Below are 20,594 nucleotides of genomic sequence, written 5' to 3' on the forward strand. Positions count from 1 at the left end.
GTGCAATGATGATTGCGTAATCTGTTTCGTTAGTTGTAGCATCGGTCACACCAGCCGTCAACGGTCGGCAGAGGACCAACAGGGAGGAGCCCGGTTCGTGGACAGCAGCGGAGACGTGCGAGTGGTCTGTCTCGGGGAGGCGATGGTCGTCCTGCGTCCGGAGGGCGGCCATCCGCTGGCGGAGGCGACGACCCTGCGGCGCTCGGTCGGTGGCGCCGAGGCCAACGTCGCCGGAGCGCTGGCCGCCCTCGGCGTGGGGGCCGCCTGGGTGTCCCGGCTCGGCCAGGACCCGTTCGGTGACGTCGTGGCCGACGACCTGGCCGGCCGTGGTGTGGACGTCGAGGTCGACCGCGACCCCGAGCGGCCCACGGGGCTCTACGTCAAGGAACCCGCTCCCGGCGGCAGTCGCATGCACTACTACCGGGCCGGCTCCGCCGCCGCCGCGATGGATGCCGACCTGCTCGACCGGCCCGAGGTGGCAGCCGCGCTGGCCTCGGCCCAGGTCGTGCACACCTCCGGCATCACCGCCGGCATCCTCGAGGAGGGATCGAGGCTGGTCACCCGCCTGCTGGCGTTGCGTGACGCGCTCGGTTTCCGGCTCAGCGTCGACCTCAACTGGCGACCGGCTCTGTGGGCAGGGCGCAGCATCGCGCCACTGCTCGATCTGCTCCGCGCGGCCGACATCGTGCTGCTCGGTGCCGACGAGGCTCGGGCGGCGCTCGGTGCGGACACCCCGCAGGGTCTGCGCGAGCTCCTGGGCGAGCGTCCTCGGCTCGTGATCAAGGCCGACTCCCACGCGGCCGGTGAGCACGACCCGGACGGCAGCGCCACCGAGGTCCCCGCCCTCCGGGTCGACGTCGTGGAGCCGGTCGGCGCGGGTGACGGCTTCGCGGCGGGCTATCTCGCCGCACTCGTCGACGGCACCGGTCCGGTCGGCCGGCTGCGCCAGGGCCACCTGGTCGCGGCGAGCGTGCTCGCCGCGACCGGCGACCACGCTGACCCGCCGACCGCCGACGTACGTGCCCGTCTGCTGGCCTGCTCCGAGGAGGACTGGGCCGCGACCCGAGTGAGCGCCGCCGGCATCGACTCCCCGGCACTGCCGACATCTGCGAAGGTGTCCCGATGAGCCAGAGTCTCTCCCGCGCGCTGCAGATCCTGATCGAGCTCGGCGAGGGCGAGCGGTCCCTCGACCAGGTGGCCGCCAGCCTCGACGTCCACAAGACCACCGCGATGCGGTTGCTGCACACCTTGGAGGCCGACCGGTTCGTACGCCGCGACGACCGCCAGCGCTACCACCTCGGCTCCCGGTTGTTCGCGCTGGGCGGTGCGGCGCTCGCCCAGCACGCGATCCGCGACGTGGCGCAACCCCATCTGACCCGGCTCGCGGCCGAGACGGGCGGTCAGGCCGTCCACCTCGCTGCCTACGAGAACGGGACGGCGATCTATCTCGCCAAGGTGGAGAGCACCCACGCGGTGCGGATGTACTCCCGGGTGGGCCTACCGGCCGCGCTGCACGCGACCGCCGTCGGCAAGGTGCTGGTCGCTGATCTACCGCCGGGGGAGCGCGACGCCGTGATCGACGGCATCGACTTCCGGCCCTTCACCAGCCGCACCATCGCCGACGCGGCGGGTTACCGCGAGGTGCTCGCCCGCACGCGCGAGCAGGGTTGGGCCGAGGACGCGGCCGAGCACGAGGACTTCATCAACTGCGTCGGGGCGCCCGTGCGTGACGAGACCGGGCGCGTCATAGCCGCGGTCTCCGTCTCCGTGCCCGACGTCATCCTGCCCCGCGAGGGGGTGCGTGCCCTGGTGCCGCAGCTCCTCGCTGCCACCGAAGCGATCTCCGCCGACTGGGCCGGCCGGAGCTCATGAGAACAACCCGAGAGGAAACCCATCACATGTCCGACATCCGCATCTCCACCGACCAGGCCCCGGCCCCCGCGCACACCTTCTCCCAGGGCGTCGTCCGTGGCGGCCTGATCCAGGTCTCCGGCCAGGGCCCGGTCGACCCCGCCACCAACGAATACCTCTTCCCCGGTGACGTGAAGGCCCAGACCGTACGCACCCTGCAGAACGTCGAGGCGATCCTGGCCGCCGCTGGCGCGGGCTTCGAGGATGTGCTGATGCTCCGGGTCTACCTCACCACCCGCGACGACTTCGCCGCGATGAACGAGGCCTACGGCGAGTTCATCGGCTCGCGGGTCGCCGAGGGCGGCATCCTCCCGTGCCGTACGACCGTGATGACCGGTCTGCCGCGTGAGGAGATGCTCGTCGAGATCGACGCGCTCGCGGTTGCTCGCTAGGGTCTGTTTGAGAACTCGGCGCCGAGCCAGACGTCGTCCAGCGTCTGTCCTGGCAAAGGCCACTCCGTTCAGACCTCGCCTCGAAGGCATACTGGGCGTCCGTCGAGAGGCGGCAACGCCGCCAGGGCGGGCGCTGGGCGGCGTCTGGCCGGCGCTTTTCGGGTTCTCAAACAGACCCTAGTCGACGATCCGGGCCAGCTCCTGGCTCAGGTAGGGCGCCAGCGTGCGGGCGTAGCGCGAGGTGATGTGGTTGCCGTCGCGGTAGACGATGACGTTGCCGATCACCGCTGGGCAGAGCCTCTCCTCGCAGAACAGGTGGGTGAGGTCGACCAGGTGCGCGTTGGGGTCGCGGGCGACCGCGTCGCGGTGCGGATCCTGGACGAGTACGTCCGTGCGCGGCCTCCCGCACGCCTCGCCGGCGGTCTCGGGGGAGTGCCGTTGGATGCAGCCCAGGGTGGTGCGCAGGTAGGCGGCACCGTCGGGCTCGAACATCGGGTTGTCGACCAGCGCGATCACCGGGACCTTCGTCGAAGGCCGGTGGCCCCAGGCCTCGACCAGGCCGTTGACCGTGGACGCGTACGGCGTCTCGTCCCCGAGCGGCTGGGTCTTCTTCCGGGCCGAGTGGGTGACGATGATCGCGTCGATGTCCTGCTGCTCGGGTGCACGCAGGTAGTCCTCGAGTTGCCGGTTCCACTCCGCGCAGGCGGGACGGTTGTCGGCGATGTTGCGACCGAGAGGCCGGGCGTTCCAGTGGCACGCGGCACGGGCGGCGACGTCGATGCGCCAGTTGCGCTGGTCGCCGATCAGGTCGAGCGCGCCGACCGGTGCGACGGCGTGGGAGTCGCCGACCATCAGCAGCCGTTTCTCATACCCCTCGACCGCACCGTTGGGGCACGCGTTGAACCGGACCGGACGCTCCTCGAAGGACCAGCACGGGCCCCGGTTGTCGTCGTCCGCGCCGATGACGGACACCGCTGGGATCAACGCACCGCGGAGGTCCGGGTTGCGGCACGACTCTCCTGCCGAGGTGGCCGCCATCGCCGCCGCGCCGAGGCACTCGGTCGTGAACGGGTCAGCGGTGGCGAGCCGGGCTGCCGCCGCGATCGCGCGGTCCTCGGACCAGCTGATCGCTGACAGTCCGCTCCAGCCGGCGCCGACCGCGACCACGAGGGCAGCCAGGGTCGCGACCAGGGCCCGCGGTCCGCCGGGCCTGATGACGTACGTCTGGACCGGCCGGGTCACCAGCCGGTTGGTCGACCAGGCGAGCACGGTCGAGACGACCAGGACCCCTGCGGCCGAGGCGATCGTGAGCCGCTCGCTGCCGGCGTAATAGAGCCATGCGATCAGCAGGGGCCAGTGCCACAGGTAGAGCTCGTAGGAGATGTCGGCGACGAACCGCAGGGGCCGGGTCTGCAGCAGGCGCCGCGGACCGTGCGGGGCCGGTGTCGAGCCGGCCATGACCAGCAGTGCGCCGATGACCGGCCACAGAGCCGCGGGCCCCGGGAACAGGTCGGCGCCGTCCATCACGAAACCGCAGGTCACGACCAGGATGAGGCCTGTCCAGGCGGCGTACGGCTTGATCGTCTCGGGCAGGCTCAGACGACGCAGGGCCAGCGCTGTCAGGGCACCGGCGGCGATCTCCCAGAAGCGGGTGAGCGAGTTGAAGTAGGCCGCCGCCTGGTCGGCCCCGGAGACCCTGATCGCGTAGACGAAGGAGACCGCGAACCCCGCGGCCGTCAGTGCGAGCAGTGCCCGGTCGAGGCGGATCCGGCCACGGACCACGACGGCGAGCCCGACGACCACCAGCGGCCAGAGCAGGAAGAACTGTCCCTGCACGGCGAGCGACCAGAAGTGCTGCACGGGCGTCGAGGACGGCCCCGCCGCACCGTAGGAGAGCTGGTTGGCGATCAGCTCCCAGTTGAGCGTGTACGTCGCGGCGGCGACGATCTCGCGGGTGGTCTGCGTCCACAGCGTCTGCGGCATGACGGCCACCATCAGCGCGGCCGTCGCAGCCAGCACGACCAGGGCCGGCGCGGCGAGCCGCGCGAACGTACGTCCGTAGTGCTCGCCCAGCCGCACCCGGCCGCGCTCGGCCCTGCCGACCAGGGAACGGGTGGCGAGGAAGCCGGAGATCACCAGGAAGACGTCGATCCCACCCGAGACCCGGCCGTTGCCGAAGAGGTGGAAGGCGACCACGAGCGCCAGCGCGATGCCGCGCAGGCCGTGGATCTCGCTGATGTGCCCAGATTTGGGGCTCTTGGGTTGCTCGTCGCCGCGAATGGGGGAAGGCGTGGGCAAATCCGAGATGGCGGTCACGTGATCGCTGTTCTAGTGAGTGTCGGTGGTCGAGGAAGCCGTCGCACTCTAACGAGCAGTGGTGACCGGGAGGCATACGGCCGTTGTCGATCCACCATCGAGATCTCCTCGAAAACGTTTCACATCGCCGCCGAAGAAGATAGGTTGCACCCCGACGTGACATAGATCACACCCAAGGACTGAGGAGTTCGACGATGAACACGCACAAGATCGGCCGCCTCATGGCGGTCGCGGCGGTCGCCACCCTGTCGACCGCATCGCTCGCGGCATGTGGCGGCTCGGATGACGGTGGCGGTGACGCGGGCGGTTCGGGCGGCACCGACGTCGGCGTGATCCTGCCTGACGCGACCACCTCTCCCCGATGGGAGTCGCAGGACCGCCCCAACCTGGAGAAGGCGTTCACCGACGCAGGTCTCGAGGCCACGATCCAGAACGCCCAGGGCGACACCGCCAAGTTCGGTCAGCTCTGCGACAGCATGATCAACGAGGGGGTCAAGGTCATCATCATCACCAACCTCGACTCCGAGTCGGGTGCCGCCTGTCTGAAGAAGGCCGCGGACGCCGGGGTGACGAGCATCGACTACGACCGGCTGACGCTCAACGGGGGTGCGTCCTACTACGTCTCCTTCGACAACGTGCTGGTCGGTGAGCTGATGGGCACCGGGCTGGACGAGTGCATCACCGCCGCAGGCAAGAAGGGCGGCAACATCGTCTACGTCAACGGCGCCGCCACCGACAACAACGCCGCGCTGTTCAAGTCGGGCTACGAGAAGGCGCTCGAGCCGAAGATCGCCGACGGCACCTACAAGCTCGTCGGCGACCAGTCGGGGGAGTGGGATGCCACCAAGGCCGGCGAGGTCTTCGACCAGATGTACACCGCCAACGACGGCAAGATCGACGGCGTCGTCTCGGCCAACGACACCATGGCCGGCGGCATCATCGCCCGGCTGAGGGCGAACAAGGCGGCGGGGAAGATCCCGGTGACCGGCCAGGACGCCTCGGTGGAGGGCCTGCAGAACATCCTGCAGGGCTTCCAGTGCGGCACCGTCTACAAGAACACCGAGCTCGAGGCAAAGGCCGCCGCCGACCTCGCGATCGCGCTGATCGAGGGTGATGAGGACGCCGCCTCGGCGCTCGCGACCGGGACGGTGGAGGACACCGAGGCCGGCAAGGACGTGCCGTCGGTGCTCGCCGAGCCCGTCTGGATCACCAAGGAGACCGTCGCGACCGTCATCGAGGACGGTCAGGCCGATGCTGCCGAGGTGTGCTCCGGGGCGATCGCGGTCCTGTGCACCGAGAACGGCGTGCCTCAGTGAGTCCGCTGCTGGAGCTGCGCGGCGTCGAGAAGTCTTTCGGCGCCGTGCAGGTCCTGCGCGGAGTGGACCTCTCCGTACGCGCCGGCCGCGTCACCGCGCTCGTCGGTGACAACGGCGCCGGCAAGAGCACCCTGGTCAAGGGCATGGCCGGGATCCACCTCTTCGACGCCGGTGACTACCTCTTCGAGGGCGAGCCGGTGAAGGTGACCAGCCCGAAGGACGCCGCCGCGCTCGGCATCGAGGTCGTCTACCAGGACCTCGCCCTGTGCGACAACCTCGACGTCGTCCACAACATGTTCCTCGGCCGGGAGATGAAGCGCCTCCGGCTGGTCGACGAGGACACCATGGAGCAGCGAGCTCGAGAGACGCTCGACGGTCTCTCGGTGCGTACGCTCAAATCGGTGCGTACGCCGGTGGCCTCCCTCTCCGGGGGCCAGCGCCAGACCGTGGCGATCGCCCGGGCCGTGCTGTGGAACTCCAAGCTGGTCATCCTCGACGAGCCGACCGCCGCCCTCGGCGTCGCGCAGACCGAGCAGGTCCTCCGGCTGGTGCGCCGGCTGGCCGACCGGGGCCTGGGCGTGGTGCTGATCAGCCACAACCTCAACGACGTCTTCGAGGTCGCCGACGACATCGCGGTCCTGCATCTGGGCCGCATGGTCGGCCAGATCGAGGCCGCCTCCACGACGCGCGAGCGGGTCGTGCAGGCGATCACCACCGGGGCCGTTCCTGAAGGAGGGGTTGCATGAGCGAGCGCCAGCGAGCGGCAACAGGTCTCAGGCCGCCAGTTCCGTATTCTTCGCCCTTCGCTACGGAGGTGGCGGCATGAGCATCGATACCGACGACCCGACTGTCGCTGCGGCACCGGACCCGGAGCCCGACAACTCGCTGGGTGGGATCTTCCGCGCGTACGTGGCCAAGCTCAGGGGTGGTGAGGTCGGCTCGCTTCCGGCGGTGCTGGGTCTGATCGCGCTGGTCGTGGTCTTCTCGGCGCTGCGCCCCGAGCAGTTCACCAACTCGTTCAACTTCGCCAACCTGATCGGCCAGTCGGCAGGGGTGACCGTGCTCGCGATGGGCCTGGTCTTCGTGCTGCTGCTGGGTGAGATCGACCTGTCGGCGGGGTTCGCGGGCGGCACCTGTGCCGGCGTCCTGGGTGTGTGCCTGACCCGGCAGGAGTGGCCGTTGGTGCCGGCGTTGCTGGCTGCCCTGCTCACCGGCGCGATGATCGGTCTGGTCATCGGGCTGCTGGTGGCCAGGCTGGGCATCCCGTCGTTCGTGGTCACCCTGGCCGCGTTCCTCGGGCTGCAGGGCGTACTCCTGACGATGATCGGCGAGGGCGGGACGATTCCCTACCGCAACGACTTCATCAACGGGCTCAACAACGCCAACCTGCCGGTCTGGCTCGGCTGGGCGCTCGGCATCGTCTGCATCGTGGGCTATGCGGCCTCGACGTACGTCACCGACGCGCGCCGCCGCGCCAAGAACCTCACGGTGCAGCCGATCCTGCTGTGGGCGTTGAAGGCCGGGCTGGTGACGGTCGTGGTGCTCGCCGTGGTCGGCTATCTCTCCGTCGAGCGAAGCCGCAACCCGGCGCTGACCTCGCTCAAGGGGGTGCCGGTCTCGCTCGTGGTGATCGTCGGGCTGCTGATCCTGCTCACGTTCGTCCTGACCCGCACCGCCTGGGGGCGGCACGTCTACGCGGTGGGCGGCAACGCCGAGGCGGCACGGCGGGCCGGGATCAACGTGTTCCGGGTGCGTCTGTCGTGCTTCATCCTCTGCTCGACCATGGCAGCGGTCGCCGGCATCATGATCGCCAGCCGGACCAACTCGGTGAACCCGAACACCGGCGGCGAGACGACGCTGCTGTACGCCGTCGGAGCCGCCGTCATCGGCGGCACCTCGCTCTTCGGCGGCAAGGGGCGGGTCATCGACGCGGTCATCGGTGGCACCGTGGTGGCGGTCATCGACAACGGGATGGGCCTGCTCGACCAGCCTCAGGGCACGGTCTGGATGGTCACCGGTCTGGTCCTCCTGGTCGCGGCGAGCGTCGACGCGCTGTCTCGGCGCAGGGCCTCGGCGACAGGGCACGTGTAGCTGTCTGTTCGTCTAGGTATGCAGACGAAGCTGCGCTTCCCTGGCGGAACTCCGCTAGGGAAGCGCAGCTTTCGCTGCATACCTAGCCCAGCATTCAGGCCGCAACCTCAGCGCGCCGTACGCCGTGGCGACGCAGCCCGAGGACACGTACGACGATGGTGGCGAGGTTCGCGACGGCCGCGATGAACACCCAGGCCATCAGTGCCGGGGAGTAGTAGGCGAGCTGGAGCAGGCTGACGTCGCGACCACCGCCGACGGCCAGGCCGATCAGGTAGGGGAGGCTGAACAGCAGGACGGTGGGTGCCAGCCGAGGCAGGAGCCGCGCGGCGAGCCGCCACCACGGCTTGTCGCCGTGCCGTCGCACCCAGGAACCCGTACGGGCGAGACGTCGAGCGCCGAGCACGACCGTCAGCAGCGTGAACCCTGCCAGCACCAGGTCGGTCCACAGCCGGATCGATGGCATCGGATCGGCCGGCTCGCCGTCGGCGATGTCGGCGATCCGGGTGGCGAGCTGGCCGGTTCCCTCGTTGGCCAGCCCGAGGCCGCTGTTGCCGATGACCGCGATGCCGTGCCCGCTGTCGGTGAGGAGGATGTCGGCCGTGTAGGTGAACCAGATCCCGCCGTGGCCCACCTCCGGGCCGTCCTTGCCGCGGTCGACCTCCCAGCCGAGCGCGTAGGGAGCATCGCCCCGAGGCGTCTGCATCTGCCGGACGACCCCCGCGGGCAGGATCCGGGTGCCGTCCGCTGCGACGCCGTCGTTCTGCTGGACGAGGAGCCATCGGGCGAGGTCCTCGGGTGTGGTGATGACACCATCGGAGCCGTTGACGAAACGATGGGGTTCGGGGACCGAGGGTGTCAGGCCGTATGCATAGACATGCCCGTCGGCGACATCGGCGGGGAGGTCCTCGGGGGTGACGTCGATGGTCGTCGTGCGGTTCATCCCGGCGGGCCGGAAGATCTCACGCTCGAGGTAGTCACCGAACGGCACTCCGGAGACCTTCTCCACGATGCGGGCGGCGAGATGGAAGTTGGTGTTGGTGTAGGCGTACTTCTCGCCGGGGTCGGCGGCCAGCTCGGCGCGGCTCGCCCGCCGCTCGGCCTCGGCGAGGGTCGCCGGCTGCGGAAGGCTCTTCTCCCGCAGCGTGAGGTCGGTGATCCCGGAGGTCTGGGTGAGGAGATGCCGCACCGTGATGTCGGCGCCGCGTCGGTCCTCGATCCGGAAGCCGGGCAGGTAGTCATAGGCAGGTGCGTCCAGGTCGACACGACCGGCAGAGACGAGCTGCATCACCGCCGCCGCTGTGATCGTCTTGCTGACCGAGGCCACCGGCATCCGGGTGTCGGAGGCGATCGGGGCGCCCTCCGCGTCGACGCCGTACGCCGCTGAATGCCGGGTCCCGTCCGGATCCGTCACGATTACCGCGATGCCGGGATACCCGCTCGCGGTGGCGAAGTCCTCCACCGCCTCCGTGATCGCATCCCCGTGGTCCGCGGTGGCGACGTCTGCGGTGGCGGGCCGAGCGAGAGGCACGGTCAGCAGGACCGCGATGGCGAGAAGGGCTCCACGTCGTCTGTTCACGCGCCCCATCGTCATGCCGGAGCGGGTGAGAAGTCGTCCGTCCGCGGGTGGTTCCGGCGTACGACCTGGGGATGATCTCGCCCGTGGTGGCGTGCCGGGATGACCCTAGCGTCCCGGTGGTGCCGTGCTGCTGCGTACGACCAGCTCGGCGGGCAGCCGCAGGTGCCGCTCGGTCTGCTTGCCCTCGAGCAGCTCGAGCAGGAGCTCGAGGGCGGCCCGGCCCATCTCGTGGAGCGGCTGGGCGACGGTGGTGAGCGGGGGAGTGGCGTCACGGGCCTCGGGTACGTTGTCGAAGCCGATCACCGAGAGGTCCTCGGGCACGCGCAGGCCGAGCGAGTCGGCGACCTCGATGACCTTGATGGCGGAGATGTCGTTGGCGGCGAAGACGGCGGTGGGACGTTCTCCGGCGGGGAGCGAGAGCATCTCGCGGGCCGGTGCCTCGGCGAGCTCGGGGTGGTAGCCGCCCACCCGGATCAGGTCGGGGGAGACGCTCAGACCGGCGTCACGGAGGGCCTCGCGGTAGCCCTGCTCGCGCAGGCCGGCGGAGCGGAGGTCGGGGCGGCCGCCGAGAAAGCCGATGCGCCGGTGTCCGAGGCCGACGAGATGGTCGACGGCGAGCCGGGCGCCGGTGATGTTGTCGGCGTCGACGGTCATCGGACCGTCCGGTCCGGTGTGGGGGTCGATCGCGACGACCGGGATCGTCGTCTCGTCGGTGATGATCATCGACGGGGTGACCACGATCGCGCCGTCGATCAGGGTGTGGCCGAGGCGGGAGAGCGAGCGGCGCTCCCAGCCCGTGTGGTTGTGGGCGCCGGTGCGTCCGGCATGCGCCAGCAGCTCGTAGCCCGTGCCGCCCAGGGCGGCCGAGATGCCCTTGAGCAGCTCGGCGGAATAGGGCTCGAACTCGGCGACGAGCACGCCGATGACGCCGGTGGACTTGCGGCGCAGGCTGGAGGCGATCAGCGATGACTGATAGCCGAGCTGGTCGATGACCGCGAGGACCTTCTCGCTGGTCGCCTCGCTGACGCCGTAGCGCTCGTTGATCACCTTCGAGACCGTGGCCACGGAGACCCCTGCCTCTCGGGCCACGTCGTTGATCGTCACCCGGCGCGGGCGGGGTTGGTCCAGCGTGCTCATGCGGCCTCCTTCATAGCGCGAGCGCGATCGTACGGACGCGGCGGCCTGAGGCATGGGGTCACTCGCTGGCGCTCGTTCATGCCCCTGACAGTAGCCCACCTGGAGGGGTTCGATAACCATCTACGAAAACGTTATCGACAACGATTGACACGACCCACCGGCAAGCGCCATGCTCGTCCCCACGTTGTGGCGGCAGTCACATCACCCATCCATCCAGAGCTTTGACGAAGAGGTCCACGATGCCGAGGAAGACACAAGCGCTCGCCGCGCTGTGCGCCGGACTGATGATTGCCGCCACCGGTTGCGGCAGCTCGGGCGACTCCGGTGGCGACGACAACACCATCGTTTGGTGGCACAACTCCAACAACGACCCCGGCAAGGGGTTCTACGAGCAGGTCGCGAAGGACTTCGAGGAGGCCAACCCTGGCGTCGACGTCAAGGTCCAGGCCTTCGCCCACGAGGACATGCTGACCAAGCTCGACGCCGCGTTCCAGAGCGGCGACGTCCCGGACGTCTACATGGAGCGTGGCGGCGGCGAGCTCGCCGACCACGTCGAGGCCGGGCTCACCCGCGACCTCTCCGAGGACTCCAAGGACATCATCGACCAGATCGGCGGCAGCGCAGCCGGCTGGCAGGTCGACGGGAAGACATACGCCCTGCCGTTCTCCATGGGCGTGGTCGGGTTCTGGTACAACACCGAGCTCTTCGAGAAGGCCGGTGTCACCGCGCCGCCGACGACCATGGACGAGCTGTACGCCGCGTTCGACAAGCTCGAGAAGGCCGGCATCACCCCGGTCTCGCTCGGTGCCGGTGACGGCTGGCCGGCGGCGCACTACTGGTACTACACCGCGCTGCGCGCCTGCTCCCAGGATGTGCTCGAGAGCGCGGTCGCCGACCTGGACTTCTCCGACCCGTGCTTCGTCGAGGCCGGTGAGACGGTCGACGAGATCGTCGCCCAGAAGCCGTTCAACAAGGGCTTCCTCTCCACGCCGTCGCAGACCGGACCCACCTCCGCCAGCGGCCTGCTGGCCACCGGCAAGGTCGCCATGGAGCTCGCCGGCCACTGGGAGCCGGGCGTGATGCAGGGCATCACCGAGGACAAGAAGGGGCTCGGGGACAAGACCGGCTGGTTCCCGTTCCCGGCCGTCGACGGCGGCGCCGGCGACCCGGCGGCACAGCTCGGCGGCGGCGACGCCTGGGCGGTCTCCGAAGGGGCACCCGACAAGGCTGTCGACCTGGTGAACTACCTGCTCTCCGACGAGGTCCAGAAGGGCTTCGCCGAGAACGACATGGGACTGCCGACCATCCCGGCAGCCGGCTCCTCGGTCAAGGACCCGGCACTGGCCGAGCTGCTGAAGGTGCGTGACGAGTCGCCGTTCGTGCAGCTCTACTTCGACACCGCGTTCGGCGAGTCGATCGGCGGGGCGATGAACGACGAGATCGCGCTGCAGTTCGCCGGCAAGGCCACCCCTGAGGACGTCGTGGCGGCGACCCAGGAAGCCGCGGACAAGGAGAAGTGAGCATGGTGTCCGGACGTACGCCCTCGGGAGGCACGGTCACCTCGTGAGCTCTCAAGCAGCGACCGGTGCGGTCACCTCGGGGCGACCGCACCGGTCTCGAGACGGCTGGCGCCGGTGGGCGGAGATCGCCTTCTTCGTCACCCCGGCCCTGGCCCTGATGGCCCTGTTCGTCGCCTGGCCGATCCTCACCGCCGCGCGGTTCTCGCTCTACGACTGGAAGGGCCTCGGCCCGCTCGACGACTTCGTCGGGTTCGAGAACTACGCCGAGGTCCTCGCCGACGACGTGTTCCGGGACGCGGTCGTCCACAACATGATCATCGTGGTCGGCTCGATCATCGTGCAGCTGCCCCTGGGCGTGGCCATCGCCCTGCTGCTCAACCGCAAGATGGCGGGGCAGGGGCTGCTGCGTACGCTGATCTTCGTCCCCTACGTCCTGGCCGAGGTCATCGCCGGTGTCATCTGGTTCCAGCTGCTGCAGCCGGAGTACGGGATGGTCGACGCGATCATGAACGGGATCGGCCTCGCGCCACCCGAGGAGGGCTGGCTCGGCACTCCCGAGGTCGCCCTGTGGGTGGTGCTCGCGGTCCTGACCTGGAAGTACCTCGGCCTGGCCGTCCTGCTCTTCCTCGCGGGTCTGCAGGGCGTCTCCGAGGAGCTCTACGAGGCGGCGCAGCTCGACGGCGCCAGCTGGTGGCAGACGCAGTGGCGGATCAGCATCCCGCTGCTGGGCCCGACGATCCGCACCTGGTGCTTCCTGTCGATGATCGGCTCGATCCAGTGCTTCGACATGATCTGGGTCCTCACCGGCGGCGGTCCCGCCGACGCGACGACCACGATGGCCACGTACCTGATCGACGAGGGCACCAACCGGCACAACTACGGCATCGCCGGCGCCGCCTCGGTGGTCCTGTTCGCGATCGCGTTCGTGATGGCGCTGGTCTACCAGCTGGTCGTGCTGCGCCATGACACGAAGGAGGCCACCGGATGAGCTCGACGGCGAACCTGGCGCCGCGCGGCAAGCGCGGCGGGAACAACGTACTCGTCTATCTGATCGCACTGATCGTCGTCGCGATCACCGTCGGGCCGGTGCTCTACGGCGCGATGGGCGGCTTCCGGACCAACGCCCAGCTGGCGGAGAAGCCGACCGGGCTGCCCGACCCGTGGGTCACGTCCAACTACTCCGGCGTGCTGAGCGGCGGGTCGTTCTGGACGTACGCGTTCAACTCGACCGTCATCGCGGTCATCACGACCGCGGTCGCCGTGGTCTTCGGGGTGATGGCGGCCTACCCGCTGGCTCGCTACCGGTTCAAGGGCCGCGAAGCGCTGTTCATGGTCTTCGTGCTCGGCCTGCTCTTCCCGGCGGCGGTCGCGGTGATCCCGCTGTTCATCCTGGTCACGCGCGACCTGGGGATGGGCAACACGTGGTGGGGCGTGGCGCTGCCGCAGGCGGCGTTCGCACTCCCGCTGACGGTGGTGATCCTGCGGCCGTTCCTGATGGCGCTGCCGCGCGAGCTCGAGGAGGCGGCCCTGATCGACGGGGCCTCGCGGATCGGCGTCTTCTGGCGGATCATGCTGCCGCTGTCGATGCCGGGCGTGATCACGGTGGCGGTGCTCGCCTTCGTGACCTCCTGGAACGCCTACATCCTTCCGCTCCTGCTGCTGCAGGACGACATGCGCACGCTGCCGCTCGGGGTGGCCGACTTCTCCACCGAGCACTCCGCCGACACCGCCGGTGTCCTGGCGTTCACGACGCTCGCGATGATCCCCGCCCTCGTGCTGTTCCTCGCCTTCCAGCGCCGCCTCGTCAGCGGGCTGCAGGGTGCGGTCAAGGGCTAGAACGGAAACCTGCTGTGACTGAATCTGTTGAATCCGCCGAATCCGCCGAACGGGCCCTGCTCCCGGCCTGGCCCCGGGTCTCGGACCGTGTGCGCGAACTGCACGCCCGGATGAGCCTCGAGGAGAAGCTCGCCCAGATCGTGGGCTACTGGCTCGACCGTGGCGGCGACGTCGTCGCGCCGATGGCCAACGAGATGAGCCGCGAGACGGAGGCTGGCGGCAGGCGGCTCTCCGAGATCACCGCTCACGGGCTGGGCCACTACACCCGCGTGTACGGCACCCGGCCGGTCGACCCCGCCGAGCGGGCCGCGTGGCTGTGGGCCGAGCAGAAGCGCCTGATCTCGCAGACGCGGCTGGGGATCCCGGCGCTGGTCCACGAGGAGTGCCTCACCGGACTCGCGACCTGGCAGGCGGCGACCTTCCCCACGCCGTTGGCCTGGGGGGCCTCGTTCGACCCCGAGGCGGTCGAGGAGATGGCCCGGATGATCGGTGCGGACATGCGTACGCTCGGCGTGCACCAGGGTCTTGCCCCGGTCCTCGACGTGGTCCGGGACGCACGCTGGGGCCGGTGCGAGGAGGCCATCGGTGAGGACCCGTACCTCGTCGGGACGGTCGCCACGGCGTATGTTCGCGGGCTGCAGTCGGCCGGCGTGCACGCCACGCTGAAGCACTTCGTCGGTTACTCCGGCTCGCGGGCCGGGCGCAACCACGCCCCGGTCTCGGCCGGCCCGCGCGAGATCGCCGACATCTACCTGCCGCCCTTCGAGATGGCGGTGCTCGACGGCGGTGCGCGGTCGGTGATGGCGTCCTACAACGACATCGACGGCGTGCCGCAGCACGCCTCGGTCGAGTATCTCACCTCGCTGCTGCGCGAGTCGTGGGGCTTCGACGGGGTCGTGGTCGCCGACTATTTCGGGGTCGCGTTCCTGGCGGTGATGCATGCCATCGCCGCCGACCGCGGACGGGCTGCCGCGATCGCCCTCGAGGCGGGCGTCGACATCGAGCTCCCGACCGGCGATGCGTACCTCGACCCGCTCGCGGCGCTGATCCGCTCCGGCGAGGTCTCCGAGTCGGTCGTCGACCGGGCGGTGCTCAGGGCGCTGGCGCAGAAGGAGTCGCTGGGCCTGTTGGACGAGTCCTTCGGGGCTGCACTGAAGGACGGTGCGCCGGCGTCGGTCGACCTGGACTCGCCTGCCCACCGGTCGCTGGCTCGGCGACTCGCCGAGGAGTCGGTCGTGCTGCTCAGCAACGACGGTCTGCTCCCGCTCACGGGTGACCTCGGCAGGGTGGCGGTCATCGGCCCGAACGCCGACCGCTCCGAGGCGCTGATGGGCTGCTACTCCTTCGTCAACCACGTGATGGCCAGCTACCCCGACGAGCCGCTGGGCATCGAGCTCCCGACCATTGCCGAGGCGCTCCGGGAAGAGCTCGGCGCGTCCACGTACGAGGTCGTGGCCGGGTGCGACGTCGAGGGCGATGACCGCTCCGGCTTCGCCGCGGCCGTGGCGGCGGCCGAGGCTGCCGACGTGGCCGTGGTCGTCGTCGGCGACCAGGCCGGGCTCTTCGGCCGAGGCACGGTGGGGGAGGGCAACGACTCCGAGTCGCTCGAGCTCCCGGGGGTCCAGCGCGAGCTGGTCTCCGCGGTCGTTGCCACGGGAACGCCGGTCGTGCTCGTGGTCGTCACCGGCCGTCCGTACGCCATCGGCTGGGCGCTCGACGACGAGGCCCGTCCGGCCGCGGTGCTGCAGGCGTTCTTCCCCGGCGAGGAGGGCGGACCGGCGCTGGCACGTGTCATCTCCGGTGCCGTCAACCCGTCCGGACGGCTGCCGGTCTCGCTGCCGCGGGTCTCCGGCACCCAGCCCTACAGCTATCTGCAGCCGCTGCTGGGTGGGCCCTCCGAGGTCACCAGCACCGACCCGACGCCGGCGCGCCCGTTCGGGTTCGGGCTGTCCTACACCACCTTCGGCTACAGCGGGCTCTCGGCCGACCGTTCCGTCGAGGCCGGTGGCACGTTCGGGGTGGAGGTGACTGTCACCAACCTCGGCGATGTCGCCGGCGTGGACGTGGTCCAGCTCTACGGTCGCGACCTGCTGGCCTCCGTGGTCCGGCCGGTCTCACAGCTGCTCGGCTACCAGCGGGTCGAACTGCGGCCGGGGGAGTCGGCGACGGTGCGCTTCGAGGTGCCCACGACCCGGCTGGCTTTCACCGACCGCAGCCTCACTCGCATCGTCGAGCCCGGCGATGTCGAGGTCTGGGTCGCCGCCTCGGCCGGGGAGAAGGTCGCCACCGCCGTCGCCGAAGGCATCGCCGAGCTCTCCGACGTCGCGACCGCCTCGGCCGCAGGTGAGTCCGGTGGCGACAAGGCGCTGGTCACGATCACCGGCGAGGTCCACCGGGTCGGCCCCACTGACACCCGGATCACCACCGCGACGGTCTCTCGCTAGATCACGCCGAGTCGGCCCGTCATGACGGGCCGACTCGGCATGGGCTTAGGTCAAGACGGGCCGACTCAGCGGGGTGTGTGTCGGGTGAGGTACGCCGCGGGGTCGGCGATCACGCGGCGTACGACGGTCCCGGCGGCTCCCCGCACGGCAGCGTCGCTGCCGAGGCCGGAGACCAGCAGTGCCGGCGGATCGGCGGCGCCGGTGTGGTGGCTGACCGACGCCGAGGTAGCCGCAGCGAGCCAGGGTGCGAGGGTGGCGAACGCGCCGCCGAGCACGATCGCGGCGGGGTCGAGGAGGGTGAGGACCGAGGCGAGCGCGACCCCTAGGTGGCGGCCCGCGTCGGTGACCGCATCGAGAGCGGCCCGGTCGCCCGCCTCGCAGGCCCGGGTGAGGTCGGACATCGTCGCCACGCCCGCTCGGGCGAGGATCTCCTGCTGGCCGGCCATCCGTTCCAGGCAGCCGTGGCCGCCGCAGCCGCACCGTGGGCCGTCGGGGGCGACGACGACGTGGCCGAGCTCGCCGGCGCCGGCGTGAGCCCCACGGAAGACCTCGCCACCGATGACGATGCCGCCACCGATGCCGATCTCGCCGGAGACGTGCACGAAGTCCCGCAGCGGCTCGCCCTCGTGCTGATGGGCGCCGAACCACATCTCGCCGAGAGCCGCGAGGTTGGCCTCGTTCTGCACGTCGATCTCGAGCCCGGTCGCCTCGCCCACCGCGTCCGCGAGATCGACCTCCGGCCAGCCGAGGTTGGGTGCGCGTACGAGGGTGCCGTCGACGGCCAGCCCGGGAACGGCGACACAGCCTCCGGCTAGCGGCAGGCCCTGGGAGGCCGCGCTGGCGGTGGCCGTGCGGGCCACCTCGATGAGGTCGGCGACGACCTCGTCGGCTGCACGGTCGCGGTTGTCGCGGCGTACGACATGGTGGTAGCGCGGCGCGCCGGTCAGGTCGGTCACCACGGCGGCGAGGTAGTCGACGTTGATCTCCAGGCCGAGCCCGGCGGCGCCACCGGGAGCGAGGCCGAGCCCGGTGGCGGGCCGGCCGCGTTCGGCGGCGGCAGGGGCGCTCTCGACGATCAGCCCGGCGGAGATCAGGTCGGTCACCAGCCCGGACACCGACGACTTCGTCAGTCCGGTCCGGGCCGCGACCTGCGCCCGGGAGACCGGGCTGGTGCGGGCGACCTCGCCGAGCACGAGAGCGAGGTTGCTCGCCCGCATCCCGGCGTGCTGGGCAGGCTCGGCTCTGACCGTCATGATCGGGATTAGACCAAGTTCTGAACTTGTGGTCAACCAGGGGACAGATTCACCGCCACCGGTTGACAATGTGACGTACGTCGCGTTTCATCTGTCTAGATAGTCCGAGTCATGAACTAAAGCGAGGATGCGATGACGGAATACACCCCCACCCCGGCCGACAAATTCACCTTCGGCGTGTGGACCGTCGGCTGGGAAGGCGTCGACGTGTTCGGTCCCGGCACCCGCCCGCCGATGGACCCCGCCCATGCTGTCCACAAGCTCGCCGAGCTCGGCGCGTGGGGCGTGACGTTCCACGACAACGACGTCTTCGCCTTCGACGCCACCGACGCGGAGCGTGACGCCGCACTGACCAGCTTCCGCAAGGCGCTGGCGGAGACCGGGCTGGTCACGCCGATGGTCACCACCAACCTGTTCAGCCACCCGGTCTTCAAGGACGGCGCCTTCACCTCCAACGACCGCTCTGTGCGTCGTTTCGCGCTCGCGAAGGCCGCTCGCAACATCGACCTGGCCGCCGAGCTGGGTGCGGAGACGTTCGTGATGTGGGGCGGGCGCGAGGGCGCCGAGTCGGCGTTCGCGAAGGACATCGGCTCCGCGCTGGACCGCTACCGCGAGGGCGTCGACCTGCTGTGCGACTACGTCATCTCCCAGGGCTACGACCTGCGCTTCGCCATCGAGCCCAAGCCCAACGAGCCACGCGGCGACATCCTGCTGCCGACGATCGGCCACGCGCTGGCCTTCATCGAGAGCCTCGAGCACCCCGAGATGGTCGGCGTGAACCCGGAGGTCGGTCACGAGGAGATGGCCGGGATGAACTTCGCCGCCGGCATCGCGCAGGCGCTGTGGGCGGGCAAGCTCTTCCACATCGACCTCAACGGCCAGCACGGCCCCCGTTTCGACCAGGACCTGCGCTTCGGTGCCGGCAACCTGCGGGGCGCGTTCGCGCTCGTCGACCTGCTGGAGACCCACGGCTACGAAGGTCCGCGTCACTTCGACTTCAAGCCGCCGCGCACCGAGGACGAGGACGGCGTCTGGGCCTCCGCCGCGGGCTGCATGCGCAACTACCTCGCGCTGAAGGCCAAGGCGGCCGCATTCCGATCCGACCCCGAGGTCACCGCTGCACTCTCCGCCTCGGGCCTGACGGACCTGGCCACGCCCACGCTGGCCGAGGGCGAGTCGCTGGAGACGCTCCGTAAGGAGACCTACGACATCGAGGCGATGGCCACGCGCGGCTACGGGTTCGAGCACCTCGACCAGCTCGCCATGGACCACCTGCTCGGGCTGCGCTAGAGAGACGGTCTAGGTTCGTCGACATGCCGCTCGTAGCCGGGGTCGATTCCTCGACCCAGTCCTGCAAGGTCGTCGTCCGTGACGCGGAGTCCGGGGCGCTGGTGCGCTCCGGCTCCGCGCCGCATCCCTCCGGGACGGAGGTGGACCCGGCCGCGTGGTGGTCGGCGCTGTCCTCCGCTGTCGAGGCCGCCGGCGGCCTCGACGATGTCGCCGCGGTCTCCGTCGGGGGACAGCAGCACGGGATGGTGTGCCTGGATGAGGCCGGAGAGGTCGTACGTCCCGCCCTGCTGTGGAACGACACCCGCTCCGCCGCCGCGGCCGCCGCGCTCAACACCGAGCTGGGAGCCGCGGCCTGGGCCGAGGCCGTCGGCTCGGTGCAGGTGGCCAGCTTCACCGCCACCAAGCTGCGCTGGCTGGCCGAGCACGAGCCCGACGCCGCGGCCCGGGTCGCGGCGGTCTGTCTGCCTCATGACTGGCTGACGTGGAAGCTCGCCGGGGCGCCGGGGCTGGCGGCGCTGCGCACCGACCGGAGCGACGCCAGCGGCACCGGCTACTACTCGGCGGTGACCGGTGAATACCGTCGCGACCTGCTCAAACGTGCTCTGGGGCGCGACGACGTCGTGCTGCCTGAGGTGCTCGCGCCGACGGCGTCGGCGGGACGTACGAGTGGTGGGGCGCTCCTCGGGTCCGGCTGCGGCGACAACGCCGGGGCCGCTCTGGGTGTGGGTGCCCAGCCCGGAGACGTGGTCGTCTCCATCGGCACCTCCGGGGTCGCGTGCGCGGTCTCGGAGACACCGACGGCGGACGCGTCCGGCGCGGTGGCGGGTTTTGCCGACGCGACCGGTCGCTACCTCCCGCTGGTCGCGACCCTCAACGCCGCGCGCGTGCTCGACGCCACCACGCGTCTGCTCGGGGTGAGCCACGAGCAGCTCTCCCGGCTGGCTCTGGAGGCCCCCGCGGGCTCCGGGGGACTGGTCCTCGTCCCCTACCTGGAGGGCGAGCGCACGCCCGACCGTCCTGCGGCGCGTGGCGTGATCCACGGTCTGACGTTGTCGACCGCCGAGCCCGCCTATCTCGCGCGCGCCGCCGTCGAGGGCCTCCTCTGCGGCCTCGCCGACGGCATCGACGCGCTGAAGGCGCAGGGCGTCGCGGTCAACCGTGTCCTCCTCGTCGGCGGCGGGGCCCGCTCCGAGGCCGTACGCCGTCTCGCCCCCGTCGTCCTCGGCCACCCCGTCCTGGTTCCCGAGCCGGGTGAGTACGTCGCCGACGGCGCGGCCCGCCAAGCCGCCTGGGCCCTCGTCGGCGGCGAGGAGCCGCCGACCTGGGAGCTCGCCGGCACCCAGACGTACGAAGCCGATCCCGACCCCGCCGTCCGCTCCCGCTACGCCGAGGTCCGTGATCTCACCGAAGGCATCTAGCCGAGGCGTCAGGTACGTCGGCCGAGACGTCAGCGCGGTCGGGCGAGAGGTCACCCGCTGACCTCTCGCCCGACGGGAGCGACGCCTCGGCCGG

16 protein-coding genes are annotated in these 20,594 nt (G+C 70.4%); 12 read left to right on the forward strand and 4 right to left on the reverse strand.

The window, feature by feature from the left end; translation table 11 throughout:
• Positions 1–97: 97 nt before the first annotated feature.
• The 3 genes from WBG06_RS14240 to WBG06_RS14250 are packed head-to-tail and all read left to right on the forward strand — an operon-like array spanning position 98 to position 2,303.
• Positions 98–1,126: a sugar kinase gene (locus WBG06_RS14240; protein WP_336737484.1), complete on the forward strand. Its 1,029-nt coding sequence runs from the start codon at positions 98–100 to the stop codon at positions 1,124–1,126.
• Positions 1,123–1,872: an IclR family transcriptional regulator gene (locus WBG06_RS14245; protein WP_336737485.1), complete on the forward strand. Its 750-nt coding sequence runs from the start codon at positions 1,123–1,125 to the stop codon at positions 1,870–1,872. Before WBG06_RS14240 ends, WBG06_RS14245 begins: the two co-directional genes overlap by 4 nt.
• 26 nt (positions 1,873–1,898) lie before the next feature.
• A complete protein-coding gene (locus WBG06_RS14250) occupies positions 1,899–2,303 on the forward strand; it encodes a RidA family protein (RefSeq protein ID WP_336737486.1) in 405 nt (134 codons plus the stop codon).
• A 177-nt stretch (positions 2,304–2,480) separates the two neighbouring features.
• Here WBG06_RS14250 and WBG06_RS14255 read toward each other — a convergent pair whose 3' ends face one another.
• A complete protein-coding gene (locus WBG06_RS14255; RefSeq protein WP_336737487.1) occupies positions 2,481–4,619 on the reverse strand; it encodes an acyltransferase family protein in 2,139 nt (712 codons plus the stop codon).
• A gap of 194 nt (positions 4,620–4,813) precedes the next feature.
• On the opposite strand from WBG06_RS14255, the gene WBG06_RS14260 reads away from it, so the two are divergent.
• From WBG06_RS14260 to WBG06_RS14270, 3 genes are all read left to right on the forward strand, one after another.
• Positions 4,814–5,935, forward strand: coding sequence for a sugar ABC transporter substrate-binding protein (locus tag WBG06_RS14260; protein WP_336737488.1), 1,122 nt, complete (start codon positions 4,814–4,816; stop codon positions 5,933–5,935).
• Positions 5,932–6,681 carry an ATP-binding cassette domain-containing protein gene (locus WBG06_RS14265; protein WP_336737489.1) on the forward strand — a complete coding sequence of 250 codons (750 nt, stop codon included), beginning with the start codon at positions 5,932–5,934 and terminating at the stop codon, positions 6,679–6,681. Before WBG06_RS14260 ends, WBG06_RS14265 begins: the two co-directional genes overlap by 4 nt.
• Positions 6,682–6,757: 76 nt before the next feature.
• Positions 6,758–8,026, forward strand: coding sequence for a sugar ABC transporter permease (locus tag WBG06_RS14270; RefSeq protein ID WP_336737490.1), 1,269 nt, complete (start codon positions 6,758–6,760; stop codon positions 8,024–8,026).
• Positions 8,027–8,120: 94 nt separating this feature from the next.
• On the opposite strand, the gene WBG06_RS14275 is transcribed toward WBG06_RS14270, so the two are convergent.
• Together WBG06_RS14275 and WBG06_RS14280 are read right to left on the reverse strand one after the other, a co-directional pair.
• Entirely contained in the window at positions 8,121–9,602 is a 1,482-nt protein-coding gene (locus WBG06_RS14275) for a serine hydrolase domain-containing protein (protein WP_336737491.1), read from the reverse strand.
• A gap of 105 nt (positions 9,603–9,707) precedes the next feature.
• Entirely contained in the window at positions 9,708–10,739 is a 1,032-nt protein-coding gene (locus tag WBG06_RS14280) for a LacI family DNA-binding transcriptional regulator (protein ID WP_336737492.1), read from the reverse strand.
• A 239-nt stretch (positions 10,740–10,978) separates the two neighbouring features.
• Between WBG06_RS14280 and WBG06_RS14285 the strand changes: the two genes are divergently transcribed.
• The 4 genes from WBG06_RS14285 to WBG06_RS14300 are packed head-to-tail and all read left to right on the forward strand — an operon-like array spanning position 10,979 to position 16,539.
• Positions 10,979–12,259: an ABC transporter substrate-binding protein gene (locus tag WBG06_RS14285; RefSeq protein WP_336737493.1), complete on the forward strand. Its 1,281-nt coding sequence runs from the start codon at positions 10,979–10,981 to the stop codon at positions 12,257–12,259.
• A 43-nt stretch (positions 12,260–12,302) separates the two neighbouring features.
• Entirely contained in the window at positions 12,303–13,247 is a 945-nt protein-coding gene (locus WBG06_RS14290) for a carbohydrate ABC transporter permease (protein ID WP_336737494.1), read from the forward strand.
• A complete protein-coding gene (locus WBG06_RS14295) occupies positions 13,244–14,095 on the forward strand; it encodes a carbohydrate ABC transporter permease (RefSeq protein WP_336737495.1) in 852 nt (283 codons plus the stop codon). Before WBG06_RS14290 ends, WBG06_RS14295 begins: the two co-directional genes overlap by 4 nt.
• A gap of 14 nt (positions 14,096–14,109) precedes the next feature.
• Positions 14,110–16,539, forward strand: a complete 2,430-nt coding sequence (locus WBG06_RS14300) for a beta-glucosidase family protein (protein WP_336737496.1) — start codon at positions 14,110–14,112, stop codon at positions 16,537–16,539.
• Between the two features lie 65 nt (positions 16,540–16,604).
• On the opposite strand, the gene WBG06_RS14305 is transcribed toward WBG06_RS14300, so the two are convergent.
• Positions 16,605–17,792 carry an ROK family transcriptional regulator gene (locus WBG06_RS14305; protein ID WP_336737497.1) on the reverse strand — a complete coding sequence of 396 codons (1,188 nt, stop codon included), beginning with the start codon at positions 17,790–17,792 and terminating at the stop codon, positions 16,605–16,607.
• Between the two features lie 132 nt (positions 17,793–17,924).
• Here WBG06_RS14305 and xylA point away from each other — a divergent pair, with 132 nt between their 5' ends.
• Both xylA and xylB read left to right on the forward strand, forming a co-directional pair.
• Positions 17,925–19,082, forward strand: a complete 1,158-nt coding sequence (xylA, locus tag WBG06_RS14310) for a xylose isomerase (protein ID WP_336737498.1) — start codon at positions 17,925–17,927, stop codon at positions 19,080–19,082.
• 23 nt (positions 19,083–19,105) lie between these two features.
• The gene (gene xylB, locus WBG06_RS14315; RefSeq protein ID WP_336737499.1) at positions 19,106–20,500 is read left to right on the forward strand and encodes a xylulokinase; all 1,395 of its coding nucleotides are present in this window, start codon (positions 19,106–19,108) and stop codon (positions 20,498–20,500) included.
• Positions 20,501–20,594 lie beyond the last annotated feature (94 nt).

Source organism: Nocardioides sp. CCNWLW239 (assembly GCF_037137035.1).
Taxonomy (GTDB): Bacteria; Actinomycetota; Actinomycetes; order Propionibacteriales; family Nocardioidaceae; genus Nocardioides.